Annotated in this window: 13 protein-coding genes; 3 read left to right on the forward strand and 10 right to left on the reverse strand. The window is 43.7% G+C overall.

What is annotated here, in order from left to right:
* Positions 1-37: 37 nt before the first annotated feature.
* From ASL11_RS10115 to ASL11_RS10155, 9 genes are all read right to left on the reverse strand, one after another.
* Positions 38-1186: a Ger(x)C family spore germination protein gene (locus tag ASL11_RS10115; protein WP_235550435.1), complete on the reverse strand. Its 1149-nt coding sequence runs from the start codon at positions 1184-1186 to the stop codon at positions 38-40.
* On the reverse strand, positions 1183-2655 hold the full coding sequence (locus ASL11_RS10120; RefSeq protein WP_235550436.1) for a spore germination protein: 1473 nt from the start codon (positions 2653-2655) through the stop codon (positions 1183-1185). Before ASL11_RS10120 ends, ASL11_RS10115 begins: the two co-directional genes overlap by 4 nt.
* Entirely contained in the window at positions 2652-3740 is a 1089-nt protein-coding gene (locus tag ASL11_RS10125; protein WP_056613107.1) for a GerAB/ArcD/ProY family transporter, read from the reverse strand. The genes ASL11_RS10120 and ASL11_RS10125 overlap by 4 nt, the downstream gene beginning before the upstream one ends.
* 251 nt (positions 3741-3991) lie before the next feature.
* Entirely contained in the window at positions 3992-6502 is a 2511-nt protein-coding gene (locus ASL11_RS10130; protein WP_056613109.1) for a beta-mannosidase, read from the reverse strand.
* 31 nt (positions 6503-6533) lie between these two features.
* Positions 6534-8117 (reverse strand): response regulator, encoded by a 1584-nt coding sequence (locus tag ASL11_RS10135; RefSeq protein WP_056613110.1) that lies wholly within the window; start codon positions 8115-8117, stop codon positions 6534-6536.
* Positions 8098-9870, reverse strand: a complete 1773-nt coding sequence (locus ASL11_RS10140; protein ID WP_327205096.1) for a sensor histidine kinase — start codon at positions 9868-9870, stop codon at positions 8098-8100. Before ASL11_RS10140 ends, ASL11_RS10135 begins: the two co-directional genes overlap by 20 nt.
* Positions 9871-9910: 40 nt before the next feature.
* The gene (locus tag ASL11_RS10145; protein WP_056613112.1) at positions 9911-10786 is read right to left on the reverse strand and encodes a carbohydrate ABC transporter permease; all 876 of its coding nucleotides are present in this window, start codon (positions 10784-10786) and stop codon (positions 9911-9913) included.
* Between the two features lie 19 nt (positions 10787-10805).
* A complete protein-coding gene (locus tag ASL11_RS10150; protein ID WP_056613115.1) occupies positions 10806-11681 on the reverse strand; it encodes a carbohydrate ABC transporter permease in 876 nt (291 codons plus the stop codon).
* A gap of 72 nt (positions 11682-11753) precedes the next feature.
* Complete coding sequence (locus ASL11_RS10155; RefSeq protein WP_056613118.1) at positions 11754-13073, reverse strand: extracellular solute-binding protein; 1320 nt, start codon at positions 13071-13073, stop codon at positions 11754-11756.
* A 370-nt stretch (positions 13074-13443) separates the two neighbouring features.
* Here ASL11_RS10155 and ASL11_RS10160 point away from each other — a divergent pair, with 370 nt between their 5' ends.
* From ASL11_RS10160 to ASL11_RS10170, 3 genes are all read left to right on the forward strand, one after another.
* Positions 13444-16761, forward strand: coding sequence for a discoidin domain-containing protein (locus ASL11_RS10160; protein WP_063795533.1), 3318 nt, complete (start codon positions 13444-13446; stop codon positions 16759-16761).
* A gap of 160 nt (positions 16762-16921) precedes the next feature.
* Complete coding sequence (locus ASL11_RS10165; protein WP_056613120.1) at positions 16922-17962, forward strand: S-layer homology domain-containing protein; 1041 nt, start codon at positions 16922-16924, stop codon at positions 17960-17962.
* A 195-nt stretch (positions 17963-18157) separates the two neighbouring features.
* On the forward strand, positions 18158-20032 hold the full coding sequence (locus ASL11_RS10170; protein WP_056613122.1) for an LTA synthase family protein: 1875 nt from the start codon (positions 18158-18160) through the stop codon (positions 20030-20032).
* A 302-nt stretch (positions 20033-20334) separates the two neighbouring features.
* On the opposite strand, the gene ASL11_RS10175 is transcribed toward ASL11_RS10170, so the two are convergent.
* The gene (locus ASL11_RS10175) at positions 20335-20877 is read right to left on the reverse strand and encodes a hypothetical protein (protein WP_056613124.1); all 543 of its coding nucleotides are present in this window, start codon (positions 20875-20877) and stop codon (positions 20335-20337) included.
* Positions 20878-21013: the final 136 nt, after the last annotated feature.

A 21013-nucleotide genomic window follows, 5' to 3' on the forward strand; every position in this document is an offset into this window, starting at 1 on the left:
AGATTGATTCATTGTAACGTGTTCTTTTGAACGCTGCTTATTTTTTAATTATTTTAGCAATCCCCACATCGACTAAATCTACATTCACATCAATCTCTCCTAAAGATTCAGGGTTTAATGGTAGTTTGCCATCTTCCTTCAAGCGATGCCATTCCTTTGGGTTGGATCGGTAGACCATATTGGAAAGACCAAGAAGATCAGTACCTGATTTAAGTCCGATCAGATACGTTTTCTGAATCTGCCTTCTTATTTCCTTACTTGCGAGATCTACCAGTTCTTTCTCTGTAGCAGGCTTTTCCTGTTCCGTTATCGAACCTTGCACTTTGACGTTAATTTGAAACGTTAGTTTTCCGTCTGATAGTTTGGGTTCGATGGAAGGTTTGATTTTTGACATAATCATCATCGCTATCGGCTCTTGATCGACCTGAAGCATTAAAGGGGTACGTACCGTTTTTTTCTCCATCCAACGTAGACCTTTAATATCGTCAAGTTTAAAACACCCAGTCAATTTTTTATTTTGAATGGCGCATATACCATCTTGTTGAAGCTGTGGTGACGACTTCTTATTCTCTATCCAGCTATCTTCATTGACGCTTAAGACGGGAAGGAGCAATATCTGTCCGTCTTCTTCCCATTTCCAAATAAATTTGTACAAATATAGAGGAGCAACCAACGAGCTTTGAGAATATCGGTCAATCGGGTTATTTAATTGTGAATAAAGGGTAGACATGTTTTGGGTAGGGTATACGTTAAACATATCCTCGATCGAGCCGCGGGTTGCCATCGTCCAAATGGTGTACCGAAACTCGAAATATCTGTCCATTTGATCTAAAATGCTATGAATGACATCCTGTCGCAGCGCTGCTTCTGTAAACACCAAAGTTTTCACGTGGCTCCAGGATAGTCTTTGCTGCGCCGTTTTGTAGAGATCAAAGATAGCCTCATCCACTGTCTTTCCTTTACCCTTGCCAATGGAAACAAGCTCCTTGTTAGATACTGCCCCGGATTCTTTCTTGGCAATATTAGAAAAACTAATCATTTTGGTGTAAAATACGACATTGCCATTCACATAATCAATTCCGATCGAATTGACATAAGCGAGATGTTCAATTTCTTTGGCTCCCCAACATCCGGTAAGCATTAGAGAGACTAGTCCAAAAACCAGTGATTGCCGTATTATCTTCACGGTTGCTCATCTCCGTTATTTCGGGTAAAGTCTGGTACTTCCTCCTTCTTCCCCCAAGGCATTCGGAATACAATTTTGTAAAGGTCTCGGAAGCTGATCGGAACAATCGGACTTAAATATTTCACGCCAAAGGATTGCAGATTGACCATATATATGGCTATAGCTAAGATACATATCAATAATCCGAATAATCCTAGCAGACCGCAAATCAGCAATATGACTAATCGCAGCAGACTAACTAGGCCAACCATGTTTTGATTTACCATGGTAAACGATGCTAATACCGAGATGGCTACCACCACAAGAATGCCTGGTGCCGTCATTCCCGCACTAATCGCCGCTTGTCCGACTATCAATCCGCCCACAACGGATATTGTCTGTCCGATAGTGGATGGCAAGCGCATGCCTGCTTCACGAAATAATTCAAACAGTAAAACCATGACAACGGCTTCGAGAGTCGCCGGCAACGGAACACCTTGCCTTGACATTACAAGTGTTCCTAGCAAAGTGAAAGGAAGCTGATCCTGATGATAGGTAAGCAATGCAATCCAAAATCCGGGAAGAAATACAGAAAGAAAGATACCAAATAGCCTTAAAGTCCGTGTAAACATGACAAATAAATTAAGTGTATAGGCATCTTCCGAAGTATTAAACAAAAAGGTCAGGTTAATAGGCCCAATGATCGCCGTTGGAGAACCTTCGACCACAATGACAAACCTGCCATGCATGAGTGAGTTCACCGCAAAATCGGGTCTGCCCGTATACGCAAACTTCGAGAATAACGTATTACCGACTAGCAGCTCCTCCAGTTGTGTAGTGCTAATCAGGCCTTTAACCTTGACCTTGGCCAGCTTGGATTGAATCTCCTCTACTACGACTGGATTAATACTATCTTTCAGATATAGTAGCATTGATTTCGTCTGCGTCTGCGTACCGATTGTATATTCTTCAACTGCCAGAGCATTCGTCTTTAATCTTTTTCTAATTAATGCGACATTGGTCTTCGCTTCTTCAATAAAACCATCTCGAGGACCTTTTACCGAAATCTCCGCATTTGTTTCCTCCGTTTTCCTCTGTGGCGCATTGGCCAGATTCCAAGCATATAAGGAGGCTGTGTCATAAAAATAAGCTAATAATTCACCATTAAATACTTTATTTATGATAAAATTCACATCTAGATCTTGCGGGATGGAGTTAAGATGGAATGGCAGGTGCTGCCTGAGTTCAGCGTCATCGGATATGACATGGTTTTTAAACATTTCAATCAGGTGGGGAATAAAAAACTCATTAATCCGATTAACATCGCACAACCCCTCACAATATATCAGGAGTAAAGTGGATGAAGTTCCATTCTTTTGCGAAACAGTCAGCTTATTCGTGAGAACATCGCTACAGTCTTTGAACAGTTGCCGAAAGGTTTGAAATGTTTCATCATTCATAGAATCCAACTGATCTAACGTATTGGTCATGATTTTATTCTTCTCCATCTGTCTCCGAAATGAATTAGCCCAATGACAATTAGGAAATAGCACGACATCACCCAAAATATAAGGGGTAACAAGATTTCTGTTAACAGATTGATAAATTTAGGATCGCTAAAGGGCAAACTAATCGCTATTAACTGGATAGTGCATATGAGGAAAAGAAATAACAACTTTTTCCCTTTTTTTTCAATATTTAGAATGTCGGTTATCAAAAAAAGAGTCAGAGAAATTCTCAGGAATGCCCCGCTAAACCATTGATAAATACTTAAAAAGTCCATGTGTTCAATAAAATGGCCAATTGTCACGAGCCTCCACTCTTCATAGGCGGGGAACCTCAAATGTGAAGCTTGCTTAGGACCGAATTCGATGATAGACCCAATAAGAGGACCAATTGTAAGCCCTAATAGTATCAAGGCCAGATACACAAGCGACATGAATGAAATGCGAGTACGAATGTGATGCTGCATAAATAATAATAATGATAACTCGATTAGACCTGCTCCAACATAAATAACACCATGCCAGACTGGCATCATGCCATGCTCCAAATATGGCTTAAGTAAGGAGTAATCCTTGTTAGGATGATTAGCGGTGCTTACATAAAATCCCAAAATTACAACTAAGGGTAAAAAGATTACTGCTGTATTTGCTATAGATTCGATCCCTTTATAAGCATTGTAAACGCAAACAATTAACAAAGCAGATGCTAAAACAATTTTTGGCGTGCTAGTTGCGAATGATAGATGGATCCAAGTAACGGTATCTTTTAACGTAATCGTTGATAAAGTAAGAAGGTACAAACAAGCAATCCCTGCCATTAGGTAGGATACCGTTGCACCGTAGGTAAGCTTTAGCCATTGAAAAAAACGTATCTCTCGATTTTTAGAAATAGCCGAATAAAGCAGAACGACCCAAATCATACAAAAAGCGCCTGCAAGCAGAACGGAGATCCAACTGTCGCGTTGTGCTTTATCTAACACCAACGGAATGATAATGACATGGTTCAGTAGCCCAACAGAAAGCATAAACATCATGGATGTTTGCAAAAACGTTATGGAACCATTTTTCATTAAAACCTCCGATGTTTATTAGTAATTTGTTCCTGTAGTATGCCGCACTTTATTGGAGTTTATACAATTTCCCTGAAATGGATGCTATTGGTTGGAACAATGAACAAGTGGCTCGCAAACAATAAAAGAGATGTTCAATCGAAAGAAACCACTCCATTGGACGGAGTGGTTTTGTCTTTATACGCTGATATATATTTTGAGAAAGAGAAGCATAATAGCAGATTTTAAGTATGATTAGTCTCTATTTGTTTTTATAAATTCATTGCACTTACACTCAAACGACTCAAATCTACTTTGGCACCAGTTGGATCACTAATCTGCACAGTTACTTGCTCACCAGCTCGCAAATCAAAGAAGTTGTCACTGAAGCGAATGTTACCTTGTGGCAGATCCAATTTCACCATCCGAGCATGAGCGCCATTGGCTGTAATCTGCACAGCTTGCGACTCTGCATCGACGTTAACGCTAAGCGAAGTGGCAGGGAACTGAAGATCCTTCTGATCACGCAGATAATGAAGGTTATCAGGCGCAGCCCAATCTGTCGTATGAACGCGGACAACAACTTCTTCCGCCGATGCTCCATTTAATACGGAAGCTTCTGGCAGACTTCCCAGCTGGATCGCTGTGTTCGCCTCTACAGCAGCATCGAACGTATGCGTAAACACGATCTCCCCAGCGAAGTTATAAACAGTTACGTGAACTTGACCTTGTAAAGTGGCTAACGTATCGTTGACAGCCCACACGTTCAAGTCCTGCCCAGGCTCATGATCGATGGAGAGCAGAAGCGGGTGATAGAACTTCGTCGCATAGTAGAAGGAAGCCTTCGGCAGCAATTCATAATCAATGAGCGACCAGCTCGTGCCTGGCCAGCTATCGTTCAATTGCCATATGAGGGAGCCACTTGTACGGTGTTTGTTCCGACGATAATGCTCGATACCATACTTCAATCCTTCGGCTTGTGTCAGCATGGAGAAGTTCATATATTCCTCAATGTTGGTCGGAATACCGGTATATCCTTCCATGAGCAGAATACCCTTTTGGTGATTGGTATCTTTGTTGCGATAAGCCATTTCAACACTGTTCCAGTAGAATTGGCCATTTGGAATGTTTTTCTCTAGCGTGTAACGATTAGCTGAGGCATGCATACCGAATTCGCTGCTAAACAGGGTGAAGTCTTTTTTGTAGTTTTTGAACGTGACGCCTTGAATACTGTAATCAAGCAAAGGCACATCACCGAATTGACGCGGGTAAACGGAACCATGCCACACCTGCCAGTTATGGCGGTCGCCGACATCAGGATCGTTGGCATCATTGCCCCCAAATGGGGAAGATGGCCAGTAAGCACGACTGTCATCGAGCTCCTCAAGCGCATCAGGAATCAGCTCGTGGTAAATGATTTCTCCGTAGAACGGACAATTGATGTCGCCGCCAGCGGATTTCATATCGTACAGCCAGTCAATTTCATTGTTCCCGCACCAGAGGGCAAGGGAGGTATAATTACGCAAGCGCTTGATGTTGTAGATAACCTCACTGCGGACATTCTCCATGAAGTCACGGTTGAAATCAGGGAACAACGCATTCGCGAAGGCAAAATCCTGCCAAACTAGAACGCCCCGCTTGTCGCACTCCTCATAGAAGACATCCTTCTCATAGATGCCGCCTGCCCATACGCGCAGCATATTCTGATTCGATGTAACGGAAAGATCAATGAGATCTCTATAGCGTTGATCGGGAATGCTACCGATGAAGTGATCCGCAGGGATCCAGTTCGTGCCTTTGGCAAATAGTTTGACGCCATTGAGTACAAAAGCAAAGGCGTTCTGACCTTCCGCATCTTTCACTTGCAGCTCAATCGTACGGATACCAAACGGTTTGCGATACGCATCCACTTGCTCACCGTCAGCATATAAGACAACTTCCAGCTCGTACAAGTAAGGCTTGCCGAGGTCATGTGTCCACCAAAGTTGTGGATCAGCAACTTGTAAGGTAAACGATTCAGAAGCTTGCACATTTCCTTGTGCAGAAGCAACAATTTGACCAGTTGCGTCCACTAAACGAATGTCACACGACTTCTGTACACCTTTGCGAAGTGTGGTTACGTCGACATCAACTTGGACTTCAGCCCCAGTATCACGGATCGTGCGTGTTCTTGCAAAAACACTGTCCAGCTTCGCGCGGCGGTAACGCTCAATAAAGACTTTGCCCCAGATACCAACTGTGACCATGCGTGGACCCCAATCCCAGCCGAAGTTCATCGCAGCTTTGCGGAGCCAAGGGCGCTCTTTCGTATAGGAGGACCATTGGAATAATTCTTTATCCTTATTATGCAAATGCAAAGGATCAAACTTCACGGCAATGGAGTTTTTACCATCTTGAATGACACGGGTAACATCGAAGGTATGTGCCATCAGCATGTTGTTTGTTGTTCCGATTTCTTTGCCGTTCACATAGATCGTTGCAAATGTATCAAGACCTTCGAACGTAAGTTCATGCTTCTCTTTCTCATCGTTCACATTTCCTAATGAATAATTGAAGGAGTGGCGGTACCACCATTCTTTCTGTTCGATCCAGCGGCTTTTCGCGTCATTATGACCGAAATACGGATTCTCAATCAAATCTCGTTCAATGAGGGCGGAATGGACATCCCCGGGAACTTTCGCTGTAATCCAGAAACGATCATCTAGCCATGCTGCCGCGACTTCAAGTGGTCGAGCTTGTCCTACTTCGAACTGCTGCAATCGCCATAATCCTGATAATTCCATCTGTGATTTCTCCTCGTACACCATGATGTTGTTACAATTTTGGAGGGGGAGCAGTAGGATGAAGGACTGCTTCCTCCCGGAACTCACTCGGCGTTTTGCCGGTGAATTTCTTAAACACTTGGCTGAAATATTTAATATCTTCAAATCCGACGGAGCTTGCGACATCGGCTATTTTGGCAGGGGAAACGGTAAGAATCTCCATGGCACGATTAATTTTTTGTCGTGTCACATAATCACCAAACGTAATACCTGCTTCCTTTTTAAAAACTTCGCTCAAATGATTCGGATGCAGATGCACATATTTAGCGACCTGCTGTAACCCAACATCTTTCCCCAAATTCTCATGGATGTAGGCCATTGCTTTCTGTGTATGTGTAGCTTGTCCGTTACCTAATCGATGATGATACAACTCCATAAGGGTCAATAAATATTGAAATAACGCATCCTTCAGTACAATATCTCGTTTAACGACGAAGACGATATTTTGATCATCCAGTGCTCCTTGTCGTCCTGTTGCTGTTAATACACGTTCCAGCCAACGATGTGCGGACAGGGCAGCTGAACGAACCAACGATTCAAGGGATTCGATCGTCATGTGAGGGTCGCTGAGTTCGGAGTGCAAATAGCGCTGAACCCAGTTCTTCAATGCGACGGAGTCGTCCTCCAACAAGATCGAAGAGAGCTCTAGCTCCTCCTCGTGCGTACAGACCGTTTTGCCACCTTTACGCCTAACAATGTCTGTATAAATCAGAATAGATTCATCGAGATGATGTTTATAACTAAAAGCATAGTCCGCTGTGACATACGACTTATATAAATCGGACTGTTGCTGAACGGCCTCGCCGACGGATATACTGACTTTACATTTGAGCAGCCGCTCGATCTTTTGCTTCGCAGAATCAGGATGATCGAAGAAGTCAGATGCACTTGTTTTCGGAAGCGCCACGACAATTCGCTGCCTGTAAATCAACGTTTCACATTGCAATATTTCGTGCAGCATATTGTCTACTGCGAAAAGCAGCAGTGAAATCTCCGATGCTGTTTCTCCCCATCCTTCAGCGGTGACAACGTAGGTCTGAAATTTGGGTTGCTCATGCTCATGTGAGAGAAATAAGCGAGGAAGGTAGTCCGGCAGCATATGTGAATCGACTGCGGCGGTTTCCCCTTCAATGATCCAGCGTTCAAACAAACGATTGCGAACTTCTTTGTTTTTATATTGATCCTGATTGAGATGCTTCCATTTATCTTCAATGCGCTGTTTGACTTGGAGGACGGTTTTCATAATCTCTTCAGGCCGACTTGATTTCAAGAGATAGTCACTGACACCTTGCCGAATCGCTTGCTGTGTATACATGAAATCATCGTACCCAGATAAGATAATCGTCTCGATATCGGGAATGATTTCTTTCGCTTTAAGGGCAAGTTCTAAACCATTCATGTGCTTCATTCGGATATCCGTTAATAAAATATTCGGACGTTCCTCAGGCATGCGGCGCAGCGCCTCTTCACCTGAAACAGCTGGTTTAAGCAGCTCGAGTCCGATCTCTTTCCAATTAATAACTTTGGCCAAGCCTGTTCGGATGATGACCTCGTCATCAACGATCAAGATTTTCATGGTTATCCTCCAAAACTGGGATCGAAAATGACACACACGTACCCTCATTTAATCGGCTCTCGATCTTAATCCCCGAATCAAGCCCGTAATGCAATTGCAAGCGCTCATGCACATTACGCAGCCCATAACTTGCATCGTTTGCTATCGTTTCCTCAGCAGGGTATAAACTTTCAGTGACCTCTCTTAACCGTTCCTCGGTCATTCCAATGCCATCATCCATCACCTTGACATACATCGAATTGCCCTTAAGCTCGACATAAATGGAAATGACACCTGGTTCCTCTTTCATTTGAATGCCATGAATCATCGCATTTTCAACCAAGGGTTGAAGCAACAATTTCAGCATGAACGAATCACTTAGTCGGGCGTCAACCACGTAGTCCACGGTGAATTCATCTGGGAAACGGATGGATTGCACCTGCACATAATTACGAATATGGGCTAGCTCCTGAGAGACCTTGCAATATTCTTTGCCCTTATTCAAGCTGAAACGCAAGAAGTCACTTAAAGCACCGACCATCTCTGCAATGCGATTTTCTTCATTGAGCAAAGCGATCCAATGAATCGAAGACAGCGTGTTATATAGGAAATGCGGATTGATTTGGGCTTGCAATGCGCGCATATCTGCTTCTTTTTTACGCGTTTCATTGTGTATGAGCTGCTTTTTCAAGGCTTCGATATGTGTGCTTAACAAATTGTAGCTGCCTGCTAATCGCCCAATTTCATCTGATGTGTAGACCGGATAGTGGGGTAAAGGTTCATCCGGATTGATTTTAGTTAACAACCGGGTTAATGATCCGAGAGGCGTGGTGACCTTGCGAATAACGAATATGGTGAGAAACACATTCGTAAGAACGGAAAGCGCCACAGCAACAGCTGTTAATTGCAAAATGTACCGATTCTGCGCACTGTATAGCTTCGATGGAATAATGCCAACGATCGTCCAGTTGATCATCGGTTCTCGATAAAATAGAATGTTCTGTTGTGTGTTCCCGGTACCTGACGTCCATACACCGGAAGAATGGCCACGTACGCGATCCATTATGCCAGGGAACAAGCTATCGGCTTTTTGTGACAGCCAACTCTTGGAGGTTGAGGACATGATTTCATTCCGATCATTCAACAAAGCGACTTGACCATAGCCATCGGCTAATTGTGGAACGGACCAAATGCGAGATAGCACTTGCTCATCCACACTGATCGATAGCCAACCAAGTGTTTGGAAGGTATTCATAGCGCGTATGGGTCGTATAAAGGAGAACACGTCACGTTGCCCCAAATAATTCTCAATGTGATATAAGCCCGTCCATATCTTGTCCGTAATTTGGTTAATCGTGATCTCCTTATCCAAACTCGAGTTGTAGATCGTAGAGGTAGACAGAGGCGTCGTGTTATTGCTGGGATAAATAGTGATATTTGAAATGTAATCCTTGGTGTATACCAGATTCGTCATTAACCCAAGGATTTGTGCCTGTGCATCCAAGTTCTCATCGGTTCTCTTCAAATATGATTGAATGTCCCGTTGCCCGATGAGGAAAATGGAGATATTCTCAACATCTTTCAGGATGAATTGAAATTTGGCTTCCATTTGAGCGAGTGAATTCAAGCCTGCTTGCTGAGCCTTATCTTTGGTAATATCCGATGATGTTGTAAAAGCGAAGGTACCCAGAAACAAGAGGGGGATTAATGTTGTGACAAGCATAATGAAGGATAGCTTACGCTGTAAAGAATAGCCGAACCACTCGCGCAACACGTGTCATCTCCTAACTCGTTGTCTGGATCGTTGAAGTTAATTAGCCTTTTACAGCTCCCGCGGTCATACCTTTCATAACTTGTTCTTGGAAGGCCAAGTATACGGCGATTGTTGGAATAACAGCGATCGTCATAGCGGCTAGTGTTAAACCGTAATCCGTTTGATAGCCATCAGCGAAATTAGCAATGCTTAACGGTAACGTTTTTAAACTGCTTTTGCTAATAAAAACAAGGGCGAACGAGAAGTCATTCCAGAAATGCAAGAAGCTTAGAATGACGACTGTCGATAGGGCCGGTAATGAGATTGGCAGCATGATGCGCCAGAATACTCCCCAAAGTCTCGTTCCATCAATATAGGCAGCTTCTTCGATTTCTTTGGGTACCGAAGACAAATAAGCGGTAAGAACGAAGATGGCAGTCGGTAATGCGAAAGCCGTGTAAGGCAAGATGAGTGCCCAGTACGTATTCAATAGTCCGATTTGTTTCATAAGTATAAACAAAGGAACCAACGTACTATGAATTGGGATCAACATCCCAATGACGAAAAATGCAAGAATAATGCCCTTGAAGCGGAATTTGATTCTCGCTAATACATAAGCTGCTAAGGAACTCAGAAATAGCGTAAGTGCGAGTGAGACCAGCGAAACGATAACCGAGTTGAGAAAAGCGGTACCCATTTTGGATGCTTTCCATGCAGTTGCGTAATTGGAGAATTTCCAAACTTGAGGCAGCCCGAACGGATGATTAAAGAATTCACTATTCGTTTTAAATGAGGAAATAACGAGCCAAAACAACGGATATAGCGTGAGAATCGCATACAGGGTTAAGAACGTCCATAGTGCGCCTTGTTTCCATCCTTGAAGTGAGAACTTGCGAGTTGTCGCGGTTGATTTTACTTGAATGGGTATAGAAGACATAGTCAGCTTCCTCCTTTCGTTATACTTTGGATTTACGACTTGTTGCCCATTGGCTAATCCCAATGAAAATAAGGCTGATCAAGACGATAGTTGTCGAAATGGCGCTACCAAATCCATATCGATATGAGGAAAAAGTCGAATTATACATATACGTAGCAAGCAGCTCAGTTGCGTGAGCAGGTCCGCCCTTCGTCATGACATACACGAGATCGAAGGATTTCAAGCTTCCAGAAATACATAGGATAATGGCAATTTGTACCGTACTCCACATCATAGGCAAGGTAACGGAGAATAACTTGCGTGCTCCTTCAGCGCCATCGATTTGCGTAGCATCATGAATTTCACCAGGAATATTTTGAAAAGCAGAGATGAAAATAATGAGATATAAACCGACAAAACTCCAAATCAGAGGAGGAGCTAATGCGAAGATGGCAATCTTAGGATCTGATAACCATTGCAGCTTCCAGGATTCTAACCCTAGCTTCTCTAGAAGAAGGTTTAGAATACCGATTTGCGGATGATAAATATATTGCCAGATCATTCCGATAACGACTGAGGACATGACCATCGGAACGAAAACAGCAGAACGGATGAACCGTTGCAGTGCATTGCTTTTATGCAACAGAATGGCAAGGATGAGCGCAACCGGCAGCTGGCCGAGCACAGCAACAACAAGAAAAATAAGGTTATTCTTTAAGGATGTCCAAAATATAGGATCATGAATAATTTCTACATAGTTTTTCAAACCGATAAATTTCGCCGTACCAATTCCTTTCCAGTCGAAGAAGCTATAGTAGCCTGACCAAAGAACGGGGACAAACACAAATAAGGCATAAACAAGTATCGCAGGGGCAAGGCTCATAAAAACAAACCTGCGGACGTAAGCAGCATTCATCAATCTCACTTCCTTCATGTATGAAATTAGCCAGCCCTGCCACAGATGTGGAGGGCTGGTTGTAGTACAAGATTATTTACCTAGTGAAGCAGCTTGTGAGTCTTGAATTTTCTTAGCAATCGCTTCAGCACTTCCACCCATTAGAAGCTCTTGTAGACCGTTATTGATAACTTCAACTGCAGCGGAGCTTAGTTTAGCATCATAAACCGGTGTGATTTTCGTTGTTTTCATAAGGTCATTAAGTTCAACGAATAACGGGTTTGCTTTTGAAGGATCAAGTTCAATTTTGTAGCTAACCAATGTGGAACTGTTCAACGTTGCTTGTTGACCATCAGGACCGGATAGTGCGTAGAACAATTTTTGAGCGGCTTCTTTCTTCGCCCCAGTAAGTTTCTTGCTAACGCCAAGTCCAGTTCCAACAACACCAGAAGTGGATTGAGGATCACCTTTACCACCTGCGATGGATGGCATTAAAGCAATATGCGTGTTGGCAAGCAAATCTTTTGGTGCATTTTGAACGACATCAGCCATTGCCCAACCACCATCGATGAACATCGCAGCTTTACCTTGATAGAACAATTGTCTCATTTGGTTTTGATCAATACTGTTAAAGCCGTCTTGGAACGCTTTGGCATTGCTTAGCTCTTGCAGCTTTTTCAAGGCTTGAATAAATTCAGGATCTGTAAACTTCACGCCCTCTTGCTTAGCAGCTTTAAGGAACCAATCGGAACCCGTCATCCGATCAGCTAGTCCGCTGAAAATCGTGGATTGGGCAGCCCAGTTGGCTTTGTTACCCAGCGCGATTGGGATGATTTTGTTGTCGTTGAACGTTTTCACCACAGCCATTAGCTCATCCCATGTCTTAGGAACAGCAACTTTGTATTGATCAAGAAGCGCTTTATTGTAATAGATAAAGGAAGTTGGAGATAGGTTCATCGGTACAGAATAGATTTTGTTGTCTACCGTATATCCGTCTAAAGCACCTGGAATGAAATTGTTTTTCCATTCTGGCTTGCTGTCCAAGAACTCATTGATCGGTTGAAGCAAGTTACCGCTAACGAATTCCTTCGTCATCGCATCCGGCCACATCACGAATAAGTCAGGCATTTCATTGGCTGCTGCAACGGTCTTCAGTCGCGTTTTCAAACCGTCAGTTGGAAGACCTTCAATTTCCAACGTGATGTCTTTATTTTGAGCTTGGAAATCATCTAGAATTTTGCGCATAGCAACAGCTTTCGCATCTTGACCAGACCAGTTGTGCCAAATGGTAAGCTTTACTTTCTCACCGGAAGTACCTTTATCTGCGGGAGCAGCTTCTTCGCCGTTTCCACATGCGGATACAAGAACTGTTGTAGCAAGTAAAGCTGTAGAGATAAGTGTTAGTTTTTTCATGTTCGACCTCCTGATTGATTGACTCTACTTCATTCTAAGGATTTTCGGATGTTTCGTAAGGTGAACAGGATAAGGACCAGGGTAGAAAATGATCGGATATCGACCTGCTATTCTTCAGCATATCCATAAGTAAGGTAGAATAAGGCAAGGTCGCCGTTATAGTTAAAATATCCCAAAACCTTAAGTAACTCTCCTAATCTTCTTAAGTTTACCGCTTTCATTACGATCCGTATTTTTCTATGATGGAGATACCAACTACGAGTCAGCATCCTACTTTGTAAGACGAGAGGGTGATCGGGGCAATTATGTAATCGCTTACCAATAGAATGTGGAGCAGGATAGATCGTTTCTAATCTAAGGGAGGTATACAATGCGTAGTTTGAAAAAAATGGTTTCATCTGTATCGATGATGGCAATCGTTCTTAGTTTGTGGAGTCCTGGTGTTTCAAGTGCAGCAACACCAATCGGTGATGCCAATTCATCGATTTTTGGTCCAAATGTGTATGTATTCGATCCTGATATGCCTGCAGCTGACATTCAGAGTGCTGTGAATGCGGTATTCACTAGACAGGAGTCCAATGAATTTGGTACGGAAAGAGATGCCTTTCTTTTTAAACCAGGAACATACAATGGCAATTACTTTATTGGGTTTAACACACAAGCTTCAGGACTTGGTCTCAATCCAGATGATGTATTGATCAATGGTGGACTGAATGTGAATGCGGATTGGGATAATGGGAATGCGACACGTAATTTTTGGCGGGGGATTGAGAATCTGAGCATTAATCCGACTTTCAATTATACACCGCCAGCGCCAGCTCATTTTTCAGCAGGTACAACACAAATCGCGGTTTCACAAGCAGCACCACTAAGGCGTTTACATATTAAAGGAAAATTAAATTTGTTCGATTTTGATTCAGGGTGGGGCGCTGGATGGGCAAGTGGCGGCTTTCTTGCGGACTCCATCGTAGATGGTCAAGTAACACCAGCTTCACAGCAACAATGGTTCTCGCGGAACAGTCAGTGGTCGAGTTGGTCCAATGGGGTTTGGAACATGGTGTTCGTCGGTGACAAGAATACGCCAACAGGGAACTTCCCGGATCCGCCTTATACAGTGGTCGAGAACACGCCAGTCATAAGAGAGAAGCCGTATCTCTATATCAACAATGCTAATGAATATCAAGTATTCGTCCCATCACTTTCTCAGAATACGAAAGGGGCAAGCTGGGCGAATGGCGCAACACCAGGAGATTCCATTAGTATCGATCAATTCTACATTGTTCGCGCGGATGTACCGGCAACAACGAGTGCTACGAATATCAATGCTGCATTGGCGAATGGCAAGAATTTGCTATTTACGCCGGGAATTTATCACATTGATGATACAATTCGTATCAATAATGCGAATACAGTTGTGCTCGGCATCGGGATGCCAACGCTAATTCCAACGACAGATAAACCAGCGATGACGATTGCTGATGTGGATGGCGTAAAGCTGGCAGGATTGCTGTATGAGGCAGGGCCTAATGCTACTTCTTCACTTTTGGAAGTTGGACCAACGGGCAGTTCATTAGATCACGCAGCTAACCCAACATCGCTGCATGACTTATTCTTCCGTACTGGAGGCGCTGTTGTTGGTCAAAATAAAGCGCAAATGACCATTAACAGCGATGACATTATCGGCGATCACTTCTGGATGTGGCGGGCAGACCACGGTGCTGGTGCCGGTTGGACAGAGAATGTTTCGACCAATGGCCTCATCGTGAATGGTGATGATGTGACCTTATACGGTTTATTTAATGAGCATCACAATGAGTATCAGACCCTATGGAATGGGAACGGCGGTCGCGTTTACTTCTATCAGTCCGAGATTCCTTATGATGTTCCGAATCAAGCGGCATGGATGGACGGAAGCAAGAATGGATATGCCTCTTATAAAGTAGCTGATACCGTTACGACACATGAAGCTTGGGGACTTGGCGTGTACTCCTATTTCCGAGATGCAGCGGTGAAGCTGGAAAATGCCATTGAAGTACCGAATGCGGCGGGCGTCAAAATCCATCATGCAACAACCATTTGGTTAAATGGGACAGCTGGCAGTGAAATCACACACATCATTAATGGGATCGGTGGTCGTGTGTATGGGACATCCGGCAGCGCTCAAAGGCAGACTATTAACTTCTATGGAACAGATGCAGGGGATACGGAAGCCCCAAGTGTGCCTACGAATTTGGTCCTCAAAGAGACGGCTGCACACGATCGTGTCAAAATAGGGTGGACGGCATCAACAGATAACCTTAATGTCACAGGTTATGAAGTTTATCGTGATGGGACGTTAATTGGCCAAACAACAACGGCTGAGTATTTGGATACAACAGTAAAACCACTGACAACTTACAGCTACACGGTGAAAGCTAAGGATGGCGGAAATAACGTTTCCGCGTTAAGTGCAGCCCTAAGTGTAACAACGCCGAAGAGAGCCTTAGATCGCTCCGCCTGGACAGCGACCTCGACATCAGCGGATCCAGCGGCACATCTCATTGATGGCGATATGGGTACGCGCTGGAGTGCGGGCAAGCCAATGGCGCCTACGCCAGAGCAATCGTTCACCATTGATATGAAGGTACCCACGAGTATCAATAACATCGAGATGGATTCCACAGGCAGCAATAATGATTATGCACGTGGATATGCGTTATACGTATCCAATGATGGTGTGACTTGGGGTAGTCCGATCGCGACGGGAGTGGGTAGCAACAGGCTTATCTCCATTGATTTTGCTCCACAGGTGGCAAGGTTTTTCAAGGTGATTCAAACCGGAACGAACTCCAGTTGGTGGTCTGTTCATGAGGTGAGAGTGTACGGTTCCGTACCGCCATCAGCCGCCATAGTGGGACCTACAACAGTCACAAGCGGGCAATCTTTTGACACTACAATAAGTTTGTCTGATGTCGTTTCCAGTGTGTATGCGCAAGATATTCAATTGTCTTATGACACAGGATTGCTTGAATTTGACTCGGTGGAATCTTTGAATCCTGCCATTACGATCATTGGTCAAAAGATTGGAGCGGGACATATCCGCATTCTGACAGCGAATTTGGTTGCTGGAGATGTCAATGGACCGTTGATGACACTTCACTGGAAAGCGTTAACGCCAAGTGACGATGTGTCCACAACGATCACACTAGACAGTCTAGCTTTAGCTGATTTGCAGACGGCAACGAACCTCGGCTCAGCTTCCGACGTGATTCTGGTGAAAGCGATTGTCGATCTATCGATCTTGAATGGGAAGATTGGAGCGGCGCAATCCTTGTATGATGCCGCAACAGAAGGCTACAGCAGTGGTCAATACGCACCAGGTGCGAAAGCTGCCCTGAAGGTTGCGATCGACGCTGCAAGAAGTGTTGCTGCGAATCCAGCTGTGACGAAACCGCAAGTGACGCAAGCGATAGCGAATCTGCAACAAGCTATAGATGTCTTTGAATCGTTGAAATACGTTGGCGATCCAGGCGATCTGAATAATGATGGGGTCCTCTCCGTCGTAGATTTGGCAAACGTAGCAGCGGCTTACGGCAAATCATCCACAGATTCAGATTGGGCACAGTTCAAGAAAGCTGACTTCAACAGGGATGGCAAAGTGGATCTGGTTGATTTGGCTGCGGTAGCACAACGTATTTTGCAACAGTAAGGGTGAATCTTTCAATAAGATGTAAGCAAGGTTAAGCAGGATCCACATCGCCCGCTATGATACATTTCGTATAGTTTCATGGCGGGCGATCTTACATTGCAAGGATAATTGTTCTGAGTTCTGAATACCGAGTGCTGATTGCTGAGGGAGGAAATCGAACATGGTTTTGCGAAAATGGATGAAAGTAAGCTTCGTACTTGTACTCTTCTTAAGTTGGATTCTTCCTACAACCAGTTCGGCCTCTGAGGCCGATGAGTCAGGCACATTTACGATGAAGGTTTCCTCACAAATGCCGAATTATGGCGATACCATTGAAGTGCTCATTGCGGGACATCAATTAATCGACGTCTATGCTTTCGAAATTAATTTGGAGTATGATCCTACAAGGTTAAAATTAATAGATGCCAAATCCGATGCACCTGGGTTCTCTGTTCCGCCGATTGTGAAGGACGCACATATTCAGCTTGCGCATACAAAGGTTGGAAAAGGGAAAGGATTAGAAGGTGAGCAACCTTTATTCAAGTTGCATTTTCAAGCGATCCAGAATGGGAACAATGAACTTACACTAAGCAGTGTGAAGATTGTAGATTCTAATCTTGGTAATTTTACCAAGCAAATCAATACGAGATCCACACTTACGATACATCATCCATATGCTTTCGATGATCTTGATTCCTTCGATTGGGCCGTGGCGGCGATTGAAGATTTGGCATCCCAAGGCATCGTGAATGGCACTGGTGAGAGACAGTTCAGTCCTGCTTCGGCGGTGACGCGTGCGGACTTCCTTGTGCTTTTGATGAGAGCGCTTGGCTTGAAGGGGACTGTCGGCCAACCATTTGATGATATTGAAACTGATGTTTATTATGCACAGCCCGTAGCTATTGCAAGAGAGTTGGGCATTGTGCAAGGAGACGAAGTGAATCAGTTTCATCCTAAAGCTTCGATTACGAGAGAGGATATGATGGTGCTCACAGATCGTGCATTACGCATATCTAATCATCTCACCCATACAGGAGATCAATCTGATCTAACCATATTTGAAGACGTCTCGCTATTATCTGATTATGCGTTCACAAGTGTTGCTACGTTGGTTAAAATAGGGCTGGTCCATGGCTATGACAATCAGGTGTTTCCAAAGGAGACGACGAATCGTGCTCAAGCTGCAGTACTGATCTATAATTTGTTAACTTATATCAAGTGACGATTAGTTGTTATGGGAGAACGTACCAGTTGAAAGAACCTTGGGGCACTCGTCTCAGGTTCTTTTTTATGTGGAGAACGGTTTATTGCCCTTGGCTTGTCGCTAGATTGCAATATTTGTAAGCAACATACGCGAATAACTTGTGGTAAAATGGGGAAATCGGCTTAAAATCAAGAGGTATGAGGTGAACCGTTTTTGCTGCAATTATCATCCTATAAAAGAAAGACCGTCCGTAACACGATTGTGCATGTTCTTCGGTTAGTCCTGAGCAGCGAAAAGCTGACCGTGTATACGTTCTTTGCAATTCTATGGAAGTCCCAGCTCTTGTTGGCAGCTCTTCATGCACCAGATATGGCAGGGATTAATATTGGCAAAATGTATTTTACCATCCCATCTGTCATGTCACATCTGATGTTCATCGTATTTGTCGTCGCCTTTGGACTCTTCTTCAAAAAAAGAGGGCGTCGCAACTATTTGCTCTGTGTACAGGTGCTGTTTAGTTTAGTATTGTTTTGCGATTTAGTGTATTACAGAGCCTATTCAGCGTTTCTATCCCTTCGTTTTCTTGCTCATCCCAATGGATTTAATCCTCTCGATTATAATCTGTGGACATTTATACGCGCGTTTGATTTATGGTTCTTTGTGGATCTTGTGGTGATTGCTGCGGTCGCACTTTTTCGCTTTAGAAACACACCGATTCTATCGCGCCGACGTGAAAACAAAAGGCAGCCGATTCTGGCGGCTCTGCTGATTATCCTTGCTGTGGGCGTTGTTTCCTACGAACACTATCGTATTGATGTTAAGAATACATCGAAGGGCGAGATGATGTTCTTTAATCTGAGCTGGGCTCCTTTTCAATCGATGTCAGATATGTCACCGATTGGCTATCATCTGTATGATGGGATACGGCTGTTCGGTGCATCGAACAGTATCAAGCTTGCAGATCAAGAACGCACAGAAGTGCAGGAGTGGCTTAAAGGGAACGCAGAAAGCCTTCCAGATAATAGCTACAAAGGGATGTTTCAAGGGAAGAATCTGATTGTCATTCAGGTAGAATCACTTGAAAACTTCGTTCTTGGTGAAAAGGTGAATGGACAGGAAATTACGCCGAACCTAAACCGTTTACTAGGTAATAGTTTATATTTCAACCAATTCTATGAGCAGGTTAACAATGGGACGAGCTCAGATAGCGATTTGCTGACGACGACATCGGTGTTCCCCATTCGATCGGGTGCGAATTTCTTCCGGTATCCAACCAACACGTATAATTCGTTGCCAAAGTTAATGGAAGGTAGGGGTTATCAGACGATTTCCACGCATTCGGAACCAGCGGGGAGCTGGAACTGGGTTGAGGCCCATCATAATATCGGGTACCAAACGAGTTGGGATCTGCGGAAATATAAGGAAGACGATACCGTCGGTCTTGGTTTGTCTGATGAGTCTTATCTCCGACAGCTTGGGGACAAAATGGCAAATGTCCAATCCCCATTCATGCTGCATGTCATTACATTGTCTAGCCATGGCCCCTTCGATTTACCGGCGAAAACAAGATCGCTTCATCTCGATCCAAGCTTGGATAAGACGATCATGGGTGCCTACTTCCAAGCGATCAACTATACAGATAAGCAGATTGGGGCATTCCTAGACAAGTTGGATCAATTAGGGGTGTTAGATCAATCCGTAGTTGCCATATATGGCGATCATACCGGTGTGCATAAGTACTATCAAGACCAAGTTGACGCGATTCCTTCCTTAGAAAATGAAGCCTGGAGAACGCATTCGCTGCAGCTCCCGTTCATTATTTACAGCAAAGGAATGCAAGGGGAGAAGATTCCCACCATCGGGGGGCAAATCGACACCTTACCTACACTTGCTTATCTGATGGGCGTAGATAAAGCGAAATTCGAGTCAACCGCGATGGGCAAAATTCTCGTGAATACGAATCGGAATTTCACTATTCTTAACAACGGTACGCTGGTTGGCGAGGCGCAGGATGCGGAGAAAAATCATATTCTGCGATCGTTCCAAATCGCGGATTGGATGCACGAGAGCAATTATTTTAAGGAATAGATAAAGTAAGAGAGCTAAGCGGATGCTTAGCTCTTTATTGTGTGAGTGGCGTGGGGGAGGCAATTGATTAACTGTAAAATGTACATCTAAATTGTTTCGTTTAGGCTGAAAATTTAAATTAAATGGAAAAGATGTAGTTAATTTTCATGGATATACCATTATCGATGAAAATCCTCGATATTAGCTGCAAAGAGGAATAGAATATCCCCATTTAAGTAGAGGAGACTTGGGAAGATTAGTTAGTTAAAAAAGAAAGCCCAGCCCTCATTCTTTAGGGCTGGGCTATTGTTGAAGTGAAAGTATTATTTCACTTCGGAAAGAAGGTATTTGTCGTTTACTTTTTTCGCTGTATACGTAACGCCATCTTTTGTCGTGAATTTCACGAGCTCAGGTGTGTTGGCTTTATCAAACGTGATTTCTTCTTTTTTTGTCGTCAAAATATTGTCAGTGAAGTACGACTTCGTGTTCGTAAGGTACGTCGCACCAGCCTTCGTATCTGTTACATAATGATTCACTAACGTATCAAGCATTGCGGCATCGACGTAGCTAGCAAGAAACTTCTTAGCTGTCTCTTTATCTGTTGCAGCAATCGGATTAACGACGAAAGCCCCGTCTGCTGATTTGGCTTCAGCGAATAAGTAATCTACTTTTTCACGTGCAATTCTAGCAGCGATATAGCCTTTCATGTTTGTTGCATCTTGGGTTACAGCCGCTGTTGCTTGCGGAGCTACTGTTGCTGTCGCAGCAGGTGTAGGAGAAGTTGTAGAATCTTTGGAAGTACAAGCAGCGCCTGTAACTGCCATCGTTAGTATAAGAAGCCCTGCAGCTGTTTTTTTCAATGTCATTGGGTACACCTCATTATAATTTATGTACTGGCTTATATTGTTAAAAAAACCGAATTCTATGCTAATAGGATAGCCAGCAAGATAAAAATATAAACGATAAGAGTGGGAAATGCAACCGTGAGAGAGCGTGAATGTG

The sequence above is a fragment of the Paenibacillus sp. Soil750 genome (genome assembly GCF_001428045.1).
GTDB lineage: Bacteria > Bacillota > Bacilli > Paenibacillales > NBRC-103111 > Paenibacillus_E > Paenibacillus_E allorhizoplanae.

What these genes read in the sequence shown, in the direction of transcription:
- ASL11_RS10125 (WP_056613107.1), bottom strand. Translation starts at nt 3,740, where the DNA reads ATGAAAAATGGTTCCATAACGTTTTTGCAAACATCCATGATGTTTATG.
- ASL11_RS10175 (WP_056613124.1), bottom strand. Translation starts at nt 20,877, where the DNA reads ATGACATTGAAAAAAACAGCTGCAGGGCTTCTTATACTAACGATGGCA.
- ASL11_RS10160 (WP_063795533.1), top strand. Translation starts at nt 13,444, where the DNA reads ATGCGTAGTTTGAAAAAAATGGTTTCATCTGTATCGATGATGGCAATC.
- ASL11_RS10145 (WP_056613112.1), bottom strand. Translation starts at nt 10,786, where the DNA reads ATGTCTTCTATACCCATTCAAGTAAAATCAACCGCGACAACTCGCAAG.
- ASL11_RS10135 (WP_056613110.1), bottom strand. Translation starts at nt 8,117, where the DNA reads ATGAAAATCTTGATCGTTGATGACGAGGTCATCATCCGAACAGGCTTG.
- ASL11_RS10150 (WP_056613115.1), bottom strand. Translation starts at nt 11,681, where the DNA reads ATGAATGCTGCTTACGTCCGCAGGTTTGTTTTTATGAGCCTTGCCCCT.
- ASL11_RS10120 (WP_235550436.1), bottom strand. Translation starts at nt 2,655, where the DNA reads ATGACCAATACGTTAGATCAGTTGGATTCTATGAATGATGAAACATTT.
- ASL11_RS10155 (WP_056613118.1), bottom strand. Translation starts at nt 13,073, where the DNA reads ATGAAAAAACTAACACTTATCTCTACAGCTTTACTTGCTACAACAGTT.
- ASL11_RS10130 (WP_056613109.1), bottom strand. Translation starts at nt 6,502, where the DNA reads ATGGAATTATCAGGATTATGGCGATTGCAGCAGTTCGAAGTAGGACAA.
- ASL11_RS10165 (WP_056613120.1), top strand. Translation starts at nt 16,922, where the DNA reads ATGGTTTTGCGAAAATGGATGAAAGTAAGCTTCGTACTTGTACTCTTC.